Origin of the sequence: Methyloversatilis sp. RAC08, from assembly GCF_001713355.1 — a bacterium.
Classification (GTDB): Bacteria; Pseudomonadota; Gammaproteobacteria; order Burkholderiales; family Rhodocyclaceae; genus Methyloversatilis.
Map to the genome: position 1 here is coordinate 658,646 of NZ_CP016448.1, position 15,110 is coordinate 673,755.

At 64.1% G+C, this 15,110-nt stretch carries 16 protein-coding genes and 1 other RNA gene; all 17 read right to left on the reverse strand.

All coding sequences use genetic code 11. The annotated features are described in order from the left end of the window. Window positions 1–40: 40 nt before the first annotated feature. Window positions 41–778, reverse strand: a complete 738-nt coding sequence (locus tag BSY238_RS02960; RefSeq protein ID WP_223300249.1) for a CAAX prenyl protease-related protein — start codon at window positions 776–778, stop codon at window positions 41–43. 64 nt (window positions 779–842) lie between these two features. Continuing rightward, entirely contained in the window at window positions 843–2,207 is a 1,365-nt protein-coding gene (tilS, locus tag BSY238_RS02965) for a tRNA lysidine(34) synthetase TilS (RefSeq protein ID WP_069037833.1), read from the reverse strand. After that, the gene (locus tag BSY238_RS02970; protein ID WP_069037834.1) at window positions 2,176–3,144 is read right to left on the reverse strand and encodes an acetyl-CoA carboxylase carboxyltransferase subunit alpha; all 969 of its coding nucleotides are present in this window, start codon (window positions 3,142–3,144) and stop codon (window positions 2,176–2,178) included. The genes tilS and BSY238_RS02970 overlap by 32 nt, the downstream gene beginning before the upstream one ends. A gap of 151 nt (window positions 3,145–3,295) precedes the next feature. Then, a complete protein-coding gene (locus BSY238_RS02975; RefSeq protein ID WP_069037835.1) occupies window positions 3,296–3,733 on the reverse strand; it encodes a ClpXP protease specificity-enhancing factor in 438 nt (145 codons plus the stop codon). A 27-nt stretch (window positions 3,734–3,760) separates the two neighbouring features. Then, complete coding sequence (locus tag BSY238_RS02980) at window positions 3,761–4,357, reverse strand: glutathione S-transferase N-terminal domain-containing protein (protein WP_069040414.1); 597 nt, start codon at window positions 4,355–4,357, stop codon at window positions 3,761–3,763. A gap of 106 nt (window positions 4,358–4,463) precedes the next feature. Beyond that, window positions 4,464–5,222: a cytochrome c1 gene (locus BSY238_RS02985; protein WP_083223898.1), complete on the reverse strand. Its 759-nt coding sequence runs from the start codon at window positions 5,220–5,222 to the stop codon at window positions 4,464–4,466. 14 nt (window positions 5,223–5,236) lie between these two features. Further along, the gene (locus BSY238_RS02990) at window positions 5,237–6,520 is read right to left on the reverse strand and encodes a cytochrome b (RefSeq protein WP_069037837.1); all 1,284 of its coding nucleotides are present in this window, start codon (window positions 6,518–6,520) and stop codon (window positions 5,237–5,239) included. 3 nt (window positions 6,521–6,523) lie between these two features. Beyond that, window positions 6,524–7,132 (reverse strand): ubiquinol-cytochrome c reductase iron-sulfur subunit, encoded by a 609-nt coding sequence (petA, locus tag BSY238_RS02995; RefSeq protein ID WP_069037838.1) that lies wholly within the window; start codon window positions 7,130–7,132, stop codon window positions 6,524–6,526. Window positions 7,133–7,265: 133 nt separating this feature from the next. Then, the gene (locus BSY238_RS03000) at window positions 7,266–8,480 is read right to left on the reverse strand and encodes a CaiB/BaiF CoA transferase family protein (protein ID WP_069037839.1); all 1,215 of its coding nucleotides are present in this window, start codon (window positions 8,478–8,480) and stop codon (window positions 7,266–7,268) included. Continuing rightward, a complete protein-coding gene (gene recR, locus BSY238_RS03005) occupies window positions 8,477–9,070 on the reverse strand; it encodes a recombination mediator RecR (protein ID WP_069037840.1) in 594 nt (197 codons plus the stop codon). The genes BSY238_RS03000 and recR overlap by 4 nt, the downstream gene beginning before the upstream one ends. 16 nt (window positions 9,071–9,086) lie before the next feature. Next, window positions 9,087–9,410, reverse strand: a complete 324-nt coding sequence (locus tag BSY238_RS03010) for a YbaB/EbfC family nucleoid-associated protein (protein ID WP_069037841.1) — start codon at window positions 9,408–9,410, stop codon at window positions 9,087–9,089. Between the two features lie 10 nt (window positions 9,411–9,420). Continuing rightward, window positions 9,421–11,148 (reverse strand): DNA polymerase III subunit gamma/tau, encoded by a 1,728-nt coding sequence (gene dnaX, locus BSY238_RS03015; RefSeq protein WP_069037842.1) that lies wholly within the window; start codon window positions 11,146–11,148, stop codon window positions 9,421–9,423. A 62-nt stretch (window positions 11,149–11,210) separates the two neighbouring features. Further along, window positions 11,211–11,309: signal recognition particle sRNA small type (gene ffs, locus BSY238_RS03020), an RNA gene on the reverse strand. 50 nt (window positions 11,310–11,359) lie between these two features. After that, a complete protein-coding gene (locus tag BSY238_RS03025; protein WP_223300251.1) occupies window positions 11,360–11,662 on the reverse strand; it encodes a hypothetical protein in 303 nt (100 codons plus the stop codon). A 2-nt stretch (window positions 11,663–11,664) separates the two neighbouring features. Then, the gene (gene thiS / locus BSY238_RS03030) at window positions 11,665–11,919 is read right to left on the reverse strand and encodes a sulfur carrier protein ThiS (RefSeq protein WP_069037844.1); all 255 of its coding nucleotides are present in this window, start codon (window positions 11,917–11,919) and stop codon (window positions 11,665–11,667) included. Window positions 11,920–11,921: 2 nt separating this feature from the next. Then, window positions 11,922–13,193: an NAD(P)/FAD-dependent oxidoreductase gene (locus tag BSY238_RS03035; protein ID WP_069037845.1), complete on the reverse strand. Its 1,272-nt coding sequence runs from the start codon at window positions 13,191–13,193 to the stop codon at window positions 11,922–11,924. 63 nt (window positions 13,194–13,256) lie between these two features. Continuing rightward, window positions 13,257–15,104: an aldehyde ferredoxin oxidoreductase family protein gene (locus tag BSY238_RS03040; RefSeq protein WP_069037846.1), complete on the reverse strand. Its 1,848-nt coding sequence runs from the start codon at window positions 15,102–15,104 to the stop codon at window positions 13,257–13,259. Window positions 15,105–15,110: the final 6 nt, after the last annotated feature.

A 15,110-nucleotide genomic window follows, 5' to 3' on the forward strand; every position in this document is an offset into this window, starting at 1 on the left:
TTTAACGGTCGCAAGGCTGCCCGGCTTGACCCGGCGCGTGTCACCAGAATTGCCACTGACCGGAATGGATGACCCACAGACCGAGCAGCAGGTTGGTCACGCCGTGCGAAACGATGGGCAACCAGAGGCGTCCGGTGGCGCGATACAGCCCGCCATAGGCCAGGCCGGCGACGATGCCGGCCGCCCACTGGCCGTGTTCGAAGCCGAACGCGATCGAACTGAACAGCACGCTGCGCAGCGTGACCGATTGTGCGGCGACGGTCAGGAAGTTCGGGCTGTCGAGCCAGCGCATGATGAAGGAGCGCCAGAACAGCTCTTCCATGATGGGTACGACGACCGCGGCACCGACAATGCGGATGATGACAAGCGTCATGATCAGCGCACCGGCCTCGTCGAGCGGTTTGTAGCCCTCGCCCGGCTTGAATGCGAAGGGTGGGAAATCGAGCCAGATCCACAGCGCCCAGACGGCGACGCCCAGCGCCACGGAGACCAGCCACGCGGACACACCGGACAGCGGTGATGGCACAGCCGGCGCGGCGGGACGCAGCTCGATGTAGTCGCGGCTGAACACCGCCAGTGCAGCAATCACGCAGGCGATCTGCAGCGCATACATCCAGCGCGGGTCGACACCAAGCGCTCCGGCGAGCGGTGCGGCGATGATGAGGAACAGGATGTAGAGCGCGAACGGAAGGATGCGCGCCAGCGCAGCACGGCGCGGGGTGGGGGTGGAACTCATGTCGGGAGGGTGACGCGACAGGCCGGTTTCGGGACAGCGCATGATAAGGCCACCGTGCGACAGACACATGGCAGCGCTGCACAGTCCGCGGATTTCGGGCCGTGGGTCAGACAGCCGGCTGCCAGCACGGCAACCAGCCGGCTTCGTCGGCGGCCGCAACGAACGGCGGCGCGATGTCGCAACCGGGCATCCAGACCGGATGCCCGTCGACGCACACGATGGGTACGCGATCGCGCAACCAGGGCGGCAGGCCGCATTCCTGCGCGATCTGCTTGACGCCGGCGCGCGGTCGGCCCGGGCCGCGCGGCAGACGGTCGCCGGGCGCTCGGGCGCGCAGGGAGACGCGCCCCAGCGCCACGACCGACGCTGCAAGCCCCTGCCCGCTGACCGGTTCGAACCGGATCTGCCCGGCACCCCAGGCACGCACCGGTTCGCCTGACCACCTCTGCTCGGCAGGTGGATCGAAATCCGGCATCAGCCACAGCGCGCCACGGTGGCTGACGCCGGCCACACCGGCGTGCGCAACCGGACAGGCGGAGGTCGCCTGCGCGACCGCGAGCTGGCGCCGCCACTCGTCCAGCCAGGATTCATTGGGCAACGTGCGCGCACCATGCTGCCGGAGCAGCCAGCGCAGCAGATTGCGCTGGCGCGCGGCATCGAGCGCGATCAGGCCATCGATCCGGTAACAGCGGCCCCACTGCGTGGCTTCGGCGATGGCTTCGGCGTCGCGCGCGGCGAGCCCGTCGAGCAGGGTCTGCGCTTCGGCCAGACGTCGCGCGACGCCCGCCATGGCTTCGGCCGCCCGCGGCCAGCGCGCGGTCAGCACCGGCAGCACATCGCGGCGCAGGTAATTACGTGCATAGCGGGTGTCGGCATTGGATTCGTCGTCGATCCAGCTCAGGCCGTGCGCCTGCGCATGGGCTTCGAGCGCGCTGCGCGGTACGCCGAGCAGCGGCCGCAGCGTGGCGACGCGATCGCCCTCGGCGGCACGCCAGGCGGGCATGCCGGCCAGCCCGAGCAGGCCGGCGCCGCGCACCATGTTGTGCAACAGCGTTTCTGCCTGATCGTCGGCGTGGTGGGCGGTCAACAGCGTGTCGAGACCGCGCTCACGCGCATGTGCATGCAGCGCCGCGTAGCGCGCGTCGCGTGCGGCACATTCGAGACCGTCGGGCGAGGTACGCGACACCTCGACGCGCAGCAGGCTGAACGGCAGGTCTAGCGAGCGGCACTGCGCTGCGCAGAAATCCGCCCAGCGATCGGCGTTCGGACTGAGGGCATGGTGGACGTGGGCACATTCGAGCTGCCAGCCCTGCTCCGCACGCAGTGCCGCCAGGGCATGCAGCAATAGGGTTGAATCGAGTCCGCCGCTGTAGCCGAGCAACAGGCGGCTGCCGTCGGTGCAGTGCGCCGCGAGCGCGACGGCTAACTGACTGGACAGGTCAGGCGACGGCCTGCTCCTTGAATTTGCCATAGGACATCAGTCGCTCGATGCGGCGCTCCACCAGCTGGGTCGGGGTGAGATCGGCAAGCTGGCGCTGCGCTTCGGCCAGCGCGCGCTTGAGCGACGCGGCAACCGTGGCGTGGTCGCGGTGACCGCCACCGGCAGGTTCGTTCACCACCTTGTCGATCAGACCGAGGGTTTTCAGGCGCGACGCTGTGATGCCCATGATTTCCGCGGCGTCGGCCGCCTTGTCGGCGCTCTTCCAAAGGATGGACGCACAGCCTTCCGGCGAAATGACCGAATAGGTCGAGTACTGCAGCATCATCAAGGTGTCGGCCACGGCGATCGCCAGTGCGCCGCCGGAACCACCCTCTCCGATGATGGTGGCGATGATGGGCACGCGCAGTTCGGCCATGGCGTAGAGGTTGTGGCCGATGGCTTCGGACTGGCCGCGCTCTTCGGCGTCGATGCCCGGATAGGCGCCCGGCGTGTCGATGAAGGTGAACACCGGCATGCCGAATTTTTCGGCCAGCTTCATCAGGCGCAGCGCCTTGCGGTAGCCCTCCGGTCGCGGCATGCCGAAATTGCGATGGATCTTTTCCTTCGTGTCGCGCCCCTTCTGATGACCGATCACCATGCAGGCGTGGCCGTTGAAGCGGGCGATGCCACCGACGATGGCGTGATCATCGGCGAACGAGCGGTCACCATGCAGTTCCTGGAACTCGGTGAACATCAGGCGGAAATAATCGAGCGAATAAGGGCGCTGCGGATGGCGCGCCACCTGGGCGATCTGCCAGGGCGTGAGCTTGGCGTAGATGTCCTTGGTCAGCGACTGGCTCTTTCCCTCAAGCCGCGCGATCTCTTCCGAAATGTCGACCGCCGAATCGTCCTGCACGAAACGCAACTCCTCGATTTTCGCCTCAAGTTCGGCGATCGGCTGTTCAAAATCGAGAAAGGTGGTTTTCATCGGCGGAGTGGACTGAAACGGAAAGGAACGGGATTTTACCGCGTACGCCGGCTGTTCGGTCGGCAATGCGTTTTCCTGAGTCCGGGTGCTCGACAAGGGGAATTTCAGAGGGCAGAGCGCGCGCCACGCAGCCGCGGCGCGGAAAGGCGTGCTACTTGATGCGGCGAAGGTGCGACCGGCCGGCCGGCTTGTCCGGCGTGGTGAGCACGGGCTGTTCGCTGCGCTCGGATGCCGCGGCGGGCGCCACATCGGCGCGAACGGTCTGACCGGGTGTGACTTCGAATGCCATGCCGTGACCATTCTCGCGCGCATAGATTGCAGCGACACAATCAATCGGTATGGTCAATTCCTGGGCGACGCCGCCGAAACGGGCCGAGCAGGTGATCAGTTCGTTGCCCATGACCAGTTGGTGAACCGCTTCGCGCCCGATGTTCAGGATGATCTGGCCATCCTTCACGTACTGGCGTGGGACGCCCGCGCGCTCGTCGACGACGACCGCGATGTAAGGCGTGAGCCCCTGGTCCGCACACCAGTCAAACAGCGCACGGAGCAGATAGGGCTTGGTCGAAACGGAACTCATCACATCCATGCAGTTTGAACGAAGTCTCCTGACAGCCTAGCGACGCATCACTTTTTCGGACGGCGTGAGCGCATCAATGAACCCTTGGCGGGAAAAGATACGTTCAGCGTACTTCATCAGAGGCGCTGCAGACTTGGGAAGTTCGATACCGTAGTGGTCAAGTCGCCATAGTAATGGAGCAATGGCAACGTCCAGCATGGAAAATTCCTCGCCCAGCATGTACTTCTGCTTGGCGAAGATCGCCGTGAGCTCGGTCAGACGATCACGCAGGTGCACGCGCGACTTGTCAGCCGTACGCGCATTCTTTTCCAGCGGCTCGATGTGTGAGAACAGTTCGTTCTCGACCGTGTGCAGCAGCTGGCGCGCGCGGGCCCGCATGATCGGGTCCGGCGGCATCAGTTGCGGGTGTGGAAAGCGCTCATCAATGTACTCATTGATGATGTTGGAGTCGTACAGGATGAGATCGCGATCAACCAGCACCGGCACGCGGTTGTATGGATTGATGACCGCAATGTCTTCCGGCTTGTTGTACAGGTCGACATCAATGACCTGGAAATCCATGCCTTTTTCGTAGAGGACAATACGGCAGCGATGGGAGAAGGGATCGGTGGTCCCCGAGTACAGATTCATCATCGTGTTGACACCCCAGGAGTACTCGGCATCCCGCACCACGCGACGTACGCGTGATGGGGTCGCTTCGCGATGACCGAGAGCTTGCATGACTTTCGGGCGTATTTGATTAATGGACGTCTTTCCAGTACTCGCGCTTGAGCAGGTATGCCAGCGTGAGCAGGACGGAAAGACCTAGGATGACGAGCAGGCCGGTCTGGCGACGCTTTTCGGCGCCGGGTTCGGCCATGAAAACGAGGTAGGCAACCAGATCACCGATCGCTGAATCGTACTCGGACTTGCTGAGCTTGCCCGGCTTCGTCAGTTCGATCTTCAGCGAATCGACTTCGCCGCCGTGACCATCGGAAACCTTCACGTGCTTCGCAGTCTGCTCGCCCTGAAGTTCGTACAGGACGTGCGGCATGCCTACGTTGGCAAAGGCCGTGTTGTTCCAGCCGGTCGGGCGCGCGTCGTCGCGGTAGAAGCCGCGCAGATAGGTGTACAGCCAGTCTGCGCCACTGCCGTCGCCCGATGCGCGCGAACGCGCCACCACGCTCAGGTCAGGCGGCGCCGCGCCGAACCACTTGATGCCGTCGGCGCGCGTCATGCCGACGCGCATCGTTTCACCGACCTTGTCGGCTGCGAACAGCAGGTTGTCCTTGATCTGCTCGTCTGTCAGGCCGACATCGTTCAGGCGGTTGTAACGCATGTACGACGCCGAGTGGCAGTTCAGGCAGTAATTGACGAACATCTGCGCGCCGCGCTGGATCGCCAGTGCGTCACGGAATTTCTCGGTCGGGGCGCGATCGAGTTGAACGTGACCGCCTGCGGCCATTGCAACCAAGGGGGCGAACAGGACGCCCAGAAACAGGTTTTTGAGTTGTTTCATGATCTGTCTGGCTTTCAGTGTCCGGTCACGCGATCAGGTACGGGCTTCGTCTTGTCGATCGCGGTGTACCAGGGCATCGCGATGAAGAAAAGGAAGTAGATGATCGTGCAGATCTGCGACACCAGCGTGCCCATCGGCGTCGGTGCCTGCACGCCCAGATAACCCAGGATCAGGAAGGCAATGATGAAGATGGTCAGCGCTGCCTTGTAGATCGGGCCGCGATAACGGATCGACTTCACCGGCGAACGATCGAGCCAGGGCAGCAGGAAGAAGATCATCACGGACAGCCCCATGAAGATCACGCCCCACAGCTTCGCATCGATCCAGAAGAAATTCACCGTGTTGGCGCGCAGGATCGAATAGAACGGCGTGAAGTACCACACCGGCGCGATGTGCGACGGCGTCTTCAGCGGGTCGGCCGGAATGAAGTTGTTGTATTCCAGGAAGTAGCCGCCGAACTCGGGCGCGAAGAACACCACCGCAGAGAAGCAGATCAGGAAGACCACGACACCGACGATGTCCTTCACCGTGTAGTACGGATGGAACGGAATGCCGTCGAGCGGAATGCCTGTCTTGGGGTCCTTGTGCTTCTTGATATCCACGCCATCCGGGTTGTTCGAACCGACTTCGTGCAGCGCGATGATGTGCGCGGCAACCAGACCGATCAGCACGAGCGGCACGGCGATCACGTGGAACGAGAAGAAGCGGTTCAGCGTCGCATCACCGATCACGTAGTCGCCACGCAGCCAGATCGACAGATCGTTGCCGATGACCGGGATGGCCGAGAACAGGTTGATGATGACCTGGGCGCCCCAGTACGACATCTGTCCCCAAGGCAGCAGGTAGCCCATGAAGGCCTCTGCCATCAGCAGCAGGAAGATGGCGCAACCGAAGATCCACACCAGTTCGCGCGGCTTGCGATATGAGCCGTACATCAGACCGCGGAACATGTGCAGATAGACCACGACGAAGAACGCCGAAGCACCGGTCGAGTGCATGTAGCGGATCATCCAGCCCCACGGCACGTCGCGCATGATGTATTCGACACTGGCGAAGGCCACCGGAACACCCGACGCATTCAGCGACGCGTCCGGTTTGAAGTGCATCACCAGGAAGATGCCTGTAACGACCTGGATCACCAGCACGAGCAGTGCGAGCGAACCGAAGAAGTACCAGAAGTTGAAGTTTTTCGGCGCGTAGTACTCCGCCAGATGTTCCTTGTACATCGACGTCAGCGGGAAACGCTGGTCGATCCAGCCCAGCAGGCCGGTAGTCGTTACAACCTTTTCGCCTGCCATCGCTCAGCCCTCCTTGGTGTCCTGGCCGACCAGGATTCGGCTGTCGGACAGGAACATGTACGGCGGCACCGGGAGGTTGTCCGGCGCCGGCATTGCCTTGAATACGCGACCTGCGAGGTCGAAGCTGGAGCCGTGGCAGGGGCACACGAATCCGGCGACGTCGCCAAGCTGTGCGTTCGAACCCGATGCGAACGGGCCCGAAGGCGAACAGCCGAGATGGGTACAGATCGCCACTAGCACCGCGAACTCGGCGCGATCTTCGCGAGCGCGCTGCACGTTGCGGGCGTATTCAGGAGTGAATTCGGACGGGTTGCGTTCCGATTTGGGATCCGCCAGCTTTTCCTCGATCTTCGTGAGGGCTTCGAGCTGTTCCGGCGTGCGACGCAGGATCCACACCGGTTTGCCCTGCCACTCGACGGTGGTCATTTCGCCCGGAGCGAGTTTGGACACATCCACCTCGACCGGCGCGCCAGCAGCTTTCGCGCGTTCCGAAGGAGCCAGACTGGTCAGAAAGGGAACTGCGACTGCAAGTCCTGCAACGCCACCCGCACAGGCGGTTGCCACGAGCAGATTGCGGCGCCCGCAATCCATTTTTTTCTCATTGCCACTCATGCTTCACCCCGTCGAAACAATTGATTCTGCGCAACCTGCGATTATACCCCCAAGCGACTACCGCTTTAAAGCCCTGACTACCTTTCCGTGCCGCGGAACCATGCGATGCAAGCCTGCCGTGCGGCGAACTGGCTCACAACGTACCCTGTTCGCGCATGCATGCAATGCGCTCCGGTCCTATTCCAAGTCCGGCGAGCACCTCGTCGGTATGCGCGCCGAGCTCCGGACCGATCCAGTCGGTACCCCCAGGAGTTTCCGACAGTCGCGGCACCACCGCTGGCGCTTTGAATGGTCGTCCGTCCGGCAGTTCCAGCGTTTCGAACATTGCGCGCGCGAGATACTGCGGATCGGCGACGATGTCCTCGATCGAATACACGCGGCTGACCGGTACGTCGGCCTCGCCCAGCACGCGCAGCACCTCGTCGCCATCGCGATCAGCCACCCAGGCGTCGATCAGTGCATAGATTTCGTCGCGTCGCACGTCGCGACCGGCGTTGTCGGCGAGAGAAGGGTCGGCGGCGAGATCGGCGCGACCGACGGCCAGCATCAGGCGCTTGAAGATCGCGTCGCCGTTGCCGCCGATGATGATGTGGCGGCCGTCACGAGCGGTATGGGTGTTCGACGGCGTGATGCCGGGCATGATGTTGCCGGTACGGCCGCGGATGAAACCGAATACGTCGAACTCCGGCAACATGCTTTCCATCATCGCGAACACGGCTTCATACAACGCGACATCGACGGTCTGCCCCTGCCCTGCGCCGCGTCCACCGGTGGCGTCGCGGTGGCGCAGTGCCATCAGCGCGCCGATGACACCCCACAACGCGGCAATCGAATCACCGATTGAAATGCCGACCTTGACCGGCGGTCGGTCCGGAAAGCCGGTGATGTAGCGCAGACCGCCCATCGATTCGCCGATGGCGCCGAAACCGGGCTGTTCGGCCATCGGGCCGGTCTGGCCAAAGCCGGACAGACGGACGATGACCAGCGACGGATTGAGTTCGCGCAGCGTCGCTTCAGGCAGGCCGAGCTTGTCCAGCACGCCGGGGCGGAAGTTTTCGACCAGTACATCGGCGTCAGCCAGCAGGCGGCGCAGCACGTCGAGGCCGTCCGGATGCTTGAGGTTGAGCGTTACCGACTTCTTGTTGCGCGCCTGCACGAACCACCACAGCGACGTACCTTCGTACAGCAGACGCCATTTGCGCAGCGGATCACCCCCATCGGGTGACTCGATCTTGATCACTTCGGCCCCGAATTCGGCCAGGATGCGGGATGCGAACGGGCCGGCGATCAAGGTGCCCAGCTCGACCACCTTCAGGCCGGACAGCGGTCTGACGGCAGGGTCACTCATGTGGGCCGACGCTCCGAAAGCGCCTGGGCGATGGTGCCGATATCGGTGTGTTCGAGCTCGCCGCCGACCGGCAGGCCACGCGCGATGCGGCTGACCGCAAGGCCGCGCGCCCGCAGCATTTCGCCGAGGTAGTGTGCGGTGGCTTCGCCTTCGTTGGTGAAATTGGTGGCCAGGATGACTTCAGTCACCTGCGGGTCGGCCGCGCGTTCCAGCAGACGCTCGAGACGCAGTTCGCGCGGGCCGACGCCTTCCAGCGGCGCGATGCGCCCCATCAGGCAGTAATACAGGCCGGCGTAACTCTGCGTCTGCTCCATCATCAGCATGTCGGCCGGGCTTTCGACGACGCACAGCAGCGACGCATCGCGGCGCGGCGAGGCACAGCGCTCGCACACCTCGAGTTCGGTAAACGTATTGCAGCGCACACAGTTGTGCAGCCGGGTCAGCGCCTGGCCGAGTGCGCGGGCCAGCTTTTCGGCGCCCTGCCGATCGCGCTGCAGCAGGTGAAACGCCATGCGCTGCGCACTTTTCGGGCCGACCGATGGCAGGCAGCGCAGCGCGTTCACCAACTCGTCCAGGACACCCGGCGTCATCCGCGCAGTACGGGTATCAGAACGGCAGCTTGAAGCCGGGCGGCAGGTTCAGGCCGGACGTGAAGCCGGCCATCTTCTCTGCCGTGGTCGCCTCAACCCGACGCACTGCATCGTTCACCGCGGCGGCCAGCAGGTCTTCGAGCATTTCGCGATCATCCATGACCGAGGGATCGATGCTGACGCGACGCACGTCGTGCTTGCACGTCATGACGACCTTCACCATGCCGGCACCGGACTGGCCTTCGACCTCGACGGTCGCCAGCTGGTCCTGCATCTTCTTCATGTTTTCCTGCATCTGCTGGGCCTGTTTCATCAGGCCACCGATGCCACCTTTCATCATGGTGCGATCCTCAAAGTGGTTTTATCGAATCTTCGATCAGCCGGGCATCGAACTGTTCAATGACCTGCTGCACGAAGGGGTCGTTGCGCATCGCCTCGCGCGCCTGCTGCTCGCGCGCCTGCTGCTCGGAAGTCAGTCGCTGCGCCACGGTCTGCGACACCGGGGCGCCGTGTTCGAACTGCAGTTGCACCGGCACGCCGAGCGCAGCCTGCACGGCGGCGCGCAACTTGTCCTGCGCGCTGCTGACCAGATGTGCCATCTCGCGCGGCAGGCGCAGGCGGATGCGTCCGCCGTCGCTGCCCAGCCATTCGCACTGATGGGCCAGCTGGCGCGTCAGCGCGACGATGTCGAGCCGGTCGACCAGCGCATGCCAGTCTTCATTCGAGCGCAGCACCGCAGCGTCGGCCTGGGCCTCGGCCTCGGCCCGGGGTTCGGCGGGAACGAGCGACGGCGCCCCGTCGGCCACAAACGCTGAAGGTGCCTCGTTGTGCGGCGGAGCGGATACCTGCGCGAGCGGTTCGCCTTCGGCTGGTGCGGGCGCAATGGCTGGCGTGGGCGCGACAACCGGCGGCAGGGGCGCGCTGGAGCGGGCCACGCGCGCCGGCGCCTGCAGCGCGGCGCTGTGCCCGCGCGGCGTGGAGGCGAGCGGCGGCGGAGTGTCCGGACGAAACGCCAGCAGGCGCAGCAAGGTCATCGAAAAGCCGGTCACCTCGTCGGGCGCCATCGGCAGATCATTGCAGCCCTGCACGACGATCTGGTAAGCCAGCTGCACCGATTCGGCATCCATCGCCGCGACATAGGGCGCCAGACGCAGGCGTTCGACTTCGTCGGTGATGGCGTCGGGTACGCGCTGCGCAATGGCGATGCGGTGCAGCAGCACGGCCAGTTCGCGCAACGCCTGATCGAAATCGACGCTGCGCGCGCGCATCTGTTCGGTCAGCGCCATCAATGCGGCGCCGTCGCCGGCGATGAGCGCGTCGAGCACGAGGTCGAGGTGTTCGTCGCCGACGGTGCCCAGCATGTCGAGCACGTCCTGCTCGGTGAGCCGGCCCGCACCGTGGGCGATCGCCTGGTCGAGCAACGACAGCGCGTCGCGCATCGATCCCGCAGCCCCCTTGGAAATCGGCCGCAACGCCGCCGACTCGTACTCGACCTGTTCGGCATCGAGCACGGCAGACAGGTGGCGCACGATGGCATCCGGCTGCATCTGCTTGAGGTTGAACTGCAGGCAGCGGCTCAGCACCGTGACCGGAATCTTCTGCGGATCAGTCGTCGCAAGGATGAACTTTACGTGCTCGGGCGGTTCTTCAAGCGTCTTGAGCATCGCGTTGAAGGCGTGGCCGGTCAGCATGTGGACTTCGTCGATCATGTAGACCTTGTAACGGCCGCGCGCCGGGGCGTAAGCCGCCTTTTCGAGCAGGGCCGCCATGTCATCCACGCTGCGGTTGGACGCGGCGTCCATCTCGACATAATCAACAAAGCGCCCGGCATCTATTTCGGTACAGGCCGCACAGATGCCGCAGGGCTTCGCCGTAATGCCGGTATCGCAGTTCAGGCTCTTGGCGAGAATTCGGGCGATCGTCGTCTTGCCGACGCCACGCGTGCCGGTGAACAGATAGGCGTGATGCAGGCGTTGCTGCTCCAGCGCATGGGTCAGCGCGCGCACGACATGGTCCTGACCGATCAGCGTGTCGAAGCTGCGGGGACGCCACTTGCGCGCTAGAACCTGATAACTCATCGGAACGCTGGCGGGAGGGAAGGGTGGAAACCCGTGAGACGGATCCAGCAAAAAAAGGGAGGGGTGGCGAGCCTGACCCCCGGCACTCATGGTGAGCAGCTGTGGCTGCTTCCTTCCGGACCTGACCAGATTCACCGCGCCACGATGCGGGGAGACCCGCCACGCCGAATGATAACCCGAGCCGCCCGGCTTGGGCGACACCGGCGGCAAATTAGCCGCCGCCGCGCTGGAAGTGGCGGTCGAAGCGCGCCATGAAATCCTGCATCACGGCGCCGTCACGGGATGGAAAGTCGATCTGCACGCGCAGTCTGGGAAGACTCAGCAGGCCGATGTTCAGCGCAGGAAGTTCCTCGGCGATCAGCTGCCAGGTCTTGCCGCTGACCTGCTCGCCACGATGCACCAGCGGCAGGCCGACCGCGCCGGGCAGCATGTCGAAGAATTCGGCGCGACCGATGCTCATGACGCGCTCGACGCGCCCCGATTCAAGTTCGGCCGGCTTCAGCGGAAACGCCATGCTCACCCGCCGGCCACCGGTGGCCAGATTGCCAGCACGTCGTTTTCGACCAGCGGATGCGCGTCACGGCTGGCTGGCGGAATGTAGTGACCATTCACCAGCACCAGATGCACCAGACGCTTGGGCAACTGATGGCGATCGATCAGGTCGCCGACGGTGGTGCCGTCGGCGACTTCCATCGGCCACTCGTTGGTCCGCTTCGCCTCATCCGGCAGATGATCCGACAGCGAGGCATACAGCTTCAGCGTCACCCGCATCGTCAGTGCGCAGCCCCGGCGATCGGCGCAGCGCTCTGCGCCTGCGCGCTCGACAGATAGGCCTCCATGACACGCAGCGGATCCTGCATCAGGCGCTCCTTCCACGTGCCCAGCGGTGTGCGCGTCTGTATCAGGCCGCGCAGCACACCCACATGGTCGGTCAGGCCGATCGAGGTTGCACCGACCAGCACATCTTCCTTGAACTGCAGGCTGATGTAGCGGAAGCGCTTGTCGTCGATCATTTCGACCGCATCGCCACCGTCGGCGCCCCACCACTGGCCAAAGGACGCGGAAATGAGGCCCAGCGTGTCGAGTACGTTGATCGCCATGGTGCCCTGCGAACGCGAGCTGCGGCCGGCCATGTTCATGGCGGCGACACGGCCCTGATCGACCGCATTCGGCTGGATGGCGTTGACCAGGCGTTCGCCGGTCGAGAAATCGATCGCTTCGGCCACGTCACCCGCCGCGAACACGCCCGGCACATTGGTTTCGCAGCGTTCGTCGACCAGGATGCCGGTCGCGCATGCGATGCCGCTGCCTTCGAGAAAGGCGATGTTTGGCTTGACGCCGGCGGCCGCGATGATCAGATCGGCCACCACTTCCTTGCCGTCCCCGAGCGTGGCAACCAGGGCATCGCCGTCCTGACGGATCGCCGTGACTCGCGCCTTCGTGTGGACGGTCACACCCTTCTGTTCGACCCAGCGCGCGATCATGCTGCCCGCTTTGGACGTCATCATGCGCGGCACCATGCGGTCGCCCATTTCGACGATGTCGAGCTTCACGCCGCGCGAGGCGAGCGCTTCCATGATGATGCAGCCGATGAAGCCGGCGCCGATCTGCAGAACGCGGGCGCCCTTCTTTGCCTTGGCGGCGATGTGGCGCGCGTCTTCGAGCGTCCAGCAGCTGTGTACATTGGGCGAATCGATGCCCGGTACCGGCAGGCGCAGTGGATGTGAGCCGGTGCAGATCAGCAGCCTGTCGTACGGCAGCGCCGTGCCGTCTTCGAGATGGACGGTGCGGACGGTGGTGTCGACGGACTTCGCGCGCCCGAGCACTTCCCGAATGCGCAGCGACTCGAAGTGGCCGTCGGTCTTGCGCAGCCAGGTGCCCTTCTCTTCGATGTTGCCGACCAGCAGATAGGGAATGGCCATGCGCGAATACGGCCGCTCCGGCTCATCGCCGATCATGACGATGTCGGCCGAGGCATCCGCGCGGCGCAAGGCCTCGGCGGCCACCACTCCGGCCGGGCCGTTGCCGATGATCACGTGTTTCATGTTTGTTCCTGTCGAAATGCGCCGCGCCCCGAAGGGCGCGGCGAGGTCAGGGATAAAACCCGATCACAGACCCAGGCGGGCGACTGTTTCCGCGGTCGGACGACCTTCCGTGTCCCAGCCGCGCAGGTCGTAGTACTCGGGAATCATCTTGTCGATGCCCGACACCAGGCCCTTGGCCGGACCGACCTTGGCCGCTTCCGTCTTCAGACGGGCCGGCAGATCGTCGTCCTTGCGCGTGAAACCGGCCGCGTTGTTGAACTGACGCTCCATATTCCAGATGCGCTCGCCCATCAGGTCCAGCTTTTCCATCGACCAGTCGCCCTCGCACGCCGCCTGCAACTGCGGCTGGATGTCCGACAACGCCCACGCAAAGGTCGTGAACACGCACAGACCGGTCGAATCGACCACCGCGGTGGCGTCCTGGAAAGCCTTGACCAGCGCCGGCTTGCCTTCGGTCGTCAGCGGGTCGGTCTTGACCGGAATGCCCAGCACTTCGGACGAAATCGTGTACGAACGCAGGTGGCAGGCACCGCGGTTCGAGGTCGCGTAGGTCAGGCCCATGCCCTGCACCGCGCGCGCGTCGTAGGCCGGAAACTCCTGGCCCTTGACCGACATCGACAGTTCCGGATGACCGTACTTCTCGCACAGGCGCTTCGAGCCGAGACCGATGATCTTGCCGAAGCCTTCGCCACGCGCAGTGATTTCGGTCAGATAGGTCAATGCCTTGCCTGAGCCGAAAGGCGCTTCGATCCCGATTTCTTCCTTCGTCAGCACGCCCATTTCGTACAGCTCCATCACTGCACCGATGGTGGCGCCGAACGAGATCGGGTCGAAGCCGTCTTCGTTGCACAGCATGGTCGCGTACTGCAGCGCATCGAGGTCATCGACGCCGTTGGCACAGCCGAGTGCCCAGGCGGCTTCGTATTCCAGACCGCCGGATGCACCCCAGTACTTCGGGCTGTTGACCACGGTGTAATGCGTGGCATCGATCTTCGAGATGCGACCGCAGGCGATGGTGCAGCCGAAACAGGCCTGATTGTTCACCAGTTGCGCCTTGCCGTCGCTTTCGCGCGGCTCGTGCATCGCTTCGGCCGAAATCTTGCGGGCGCCTTCGAACTGCACATCCTTGTGGTTGCGCGTCGGCATCGCGCCGATTTCGTTGATCACGTTCATCAGCACCTGCGTGCCGTAGGTCGGCAGACCCTGACCGGTGACCGCGTTCTCCTTGAGGATCTTCTTCTTCTCGAAGGTGACCTTCATGAATTCCTTCGGGTTGGCGATATTGCCGACGCCGAGCGTACCGCGTACCGCGATCGCCTTCAGGTTCTTCGAGCCGGCGACGGCACCGACACCGGAACGTCCGGCGGCGCGGTGCAGGTCATTGACGATGGCGGCGTACAGCACGCCGTTCTCGCCGGTGCGGCCGATGCACGACACGCGGATCTGCGGGTCCTGATGTTCCGACTTGATCTGGCCTTCGGTTTCCCACACGGTCTTGCCCCACAGATGGGCGGCATCGCGCAGTTCGACCTTGTCGTTCTCGATCGACAGATAGACCGGGCTCGACGCCCGGCCCTCGATGATGACCATGTCCCAGCCGGCGAACTTCAATTCGGCGCCGAAGTAGCCGCCGGAGTTCGAACAGGCAATGGCACCGGTCAGCGGGCCCTTGGTGACCACCGAATAGCGGCCACCGGTGGATGCCATCGTGCCGGTCAGCGGGCCGGTCGCCCAGATGATCTTGTTGTCCGGCGACAGCGGATCGACCTTCGGATCGATTTCCGACGCCAGGTACTTCGTCGCCAGACCGCGCTGACCGAGATAGTCGTGTGCCCACTCCATGTTGAGCGGCTCGCTCGTACAGGTGCGGTCGGTGAGATTTACGCGGAGAATCTTACGTGTCCATGCCATGTCAGT

Coding starts and splice junctions, on each gene's coding strand:
- BSY238_RS03025 (WP_223300251.1), bottom strand. CDS start 11,662: ATGGCGTTTCCGCTGAAGCCGGCCGAACTTGAATCGGGGCGCGTCGAG.
- BSY238_RS02980 (WP_069040414.1), bottom strand. CDS start 4,357: ATGATGAATCTGTACTCGGGGACCACCGATCCCTTCTCCCATCGCTGC.
- BSY238_RS02970 (WP_069037834.1), bottom strand. CDS start 3,144: ATGAAAACCACCTTTCTCGATTTTGAACAGCCGATCGCCGAACTTGAG.
- dnaX (WP_069037842.1), bottom strand. CDS start 11,148: ATGAGTTATCAGGTTCTAGCGCGCAAGTGGCGTCCCCGCAGCTTCGAC.
- BSY238_RS02975 (WP_069037835.1), bottom strand. CDS start 3,733: ATGGATGTGATGAGTTCCGTTTCGACCAAGCCCTATCTGCTCCGTGCG.
- BSY238_RS03010 (WP_069037841.1), bottom strand. CDS start 9,410: ATGATGAAAGGTGGCATCGGTGGCCTGATGAAACAGGCCCAGCAGATG.
- thiS (WP_069037844.1), bottom strand. CDS start 11,919: ATGCGGGTGACGCTGAAGCTGTATGCCTCGCTGTCGGATCATCTGCCG.
- BSY238_RS03035 (WP_069037845.1), bottom strand. CDS start 13,193: ATGAAACACGTGATCATCGGCAACGGCCCGGCCGGAGTGGTGGCCGCC.
- recR (WP_069037840.1), bottom strand. CDS start 9,070: ATGACGCCGGGTGTCCTGGACGAGTTGGTGAACGCGCTGCGCTGCCTG.
- BSY238_RS02990 (WP_069037837.1), bottom strand. CDS start 6,520: ATGGCAGGCGAAAAGGTTGTAACGACTACCGGCCTGCTGGGCTGGATC.
- BSY238_RS02985 (WP_083223898.1), bottom strand. CDS start 5,222: ATGAAACAACTCAAAAACCTGTTTCTGGGCGTCCTGTTCGCCCCCTTG.
- tilS (WP_069037833.1), bottom strand. CDS start 2,207: ATGGCAAATTCAAGGAGCAGGCCGTCGCCTGACCTGTCCAGTCAGTTA.
- petA (WP_069037838.1), bottom strand. CDS start 7,132: ATGAGTGGCAATGAGAAAAAAATGGATTGCGGGCGCCGCAATCTGCTC.
- BSY238_RS02960 (WP_223300249.1), bottom strand. CDS start 778: ATGCGCTGTCCCGAAACCGGCCTGTCGCGTCACCCTCCCGACATGAGT.
- BSY238_RS03040 (WP_069037846.1), bottom strand. CDS start 15,104: ATGGCATGGACACGTAAGATTCTCCGCGTAAATCTCACCGACCGCACC.
- BSY238_RS03000 (WP_069037839.1), bottom strand. CDS start 8,480: ATGAGTGACCCTGCCGTCAGACCGCTGTCCGGCCTGAAGGTGGTCGAG.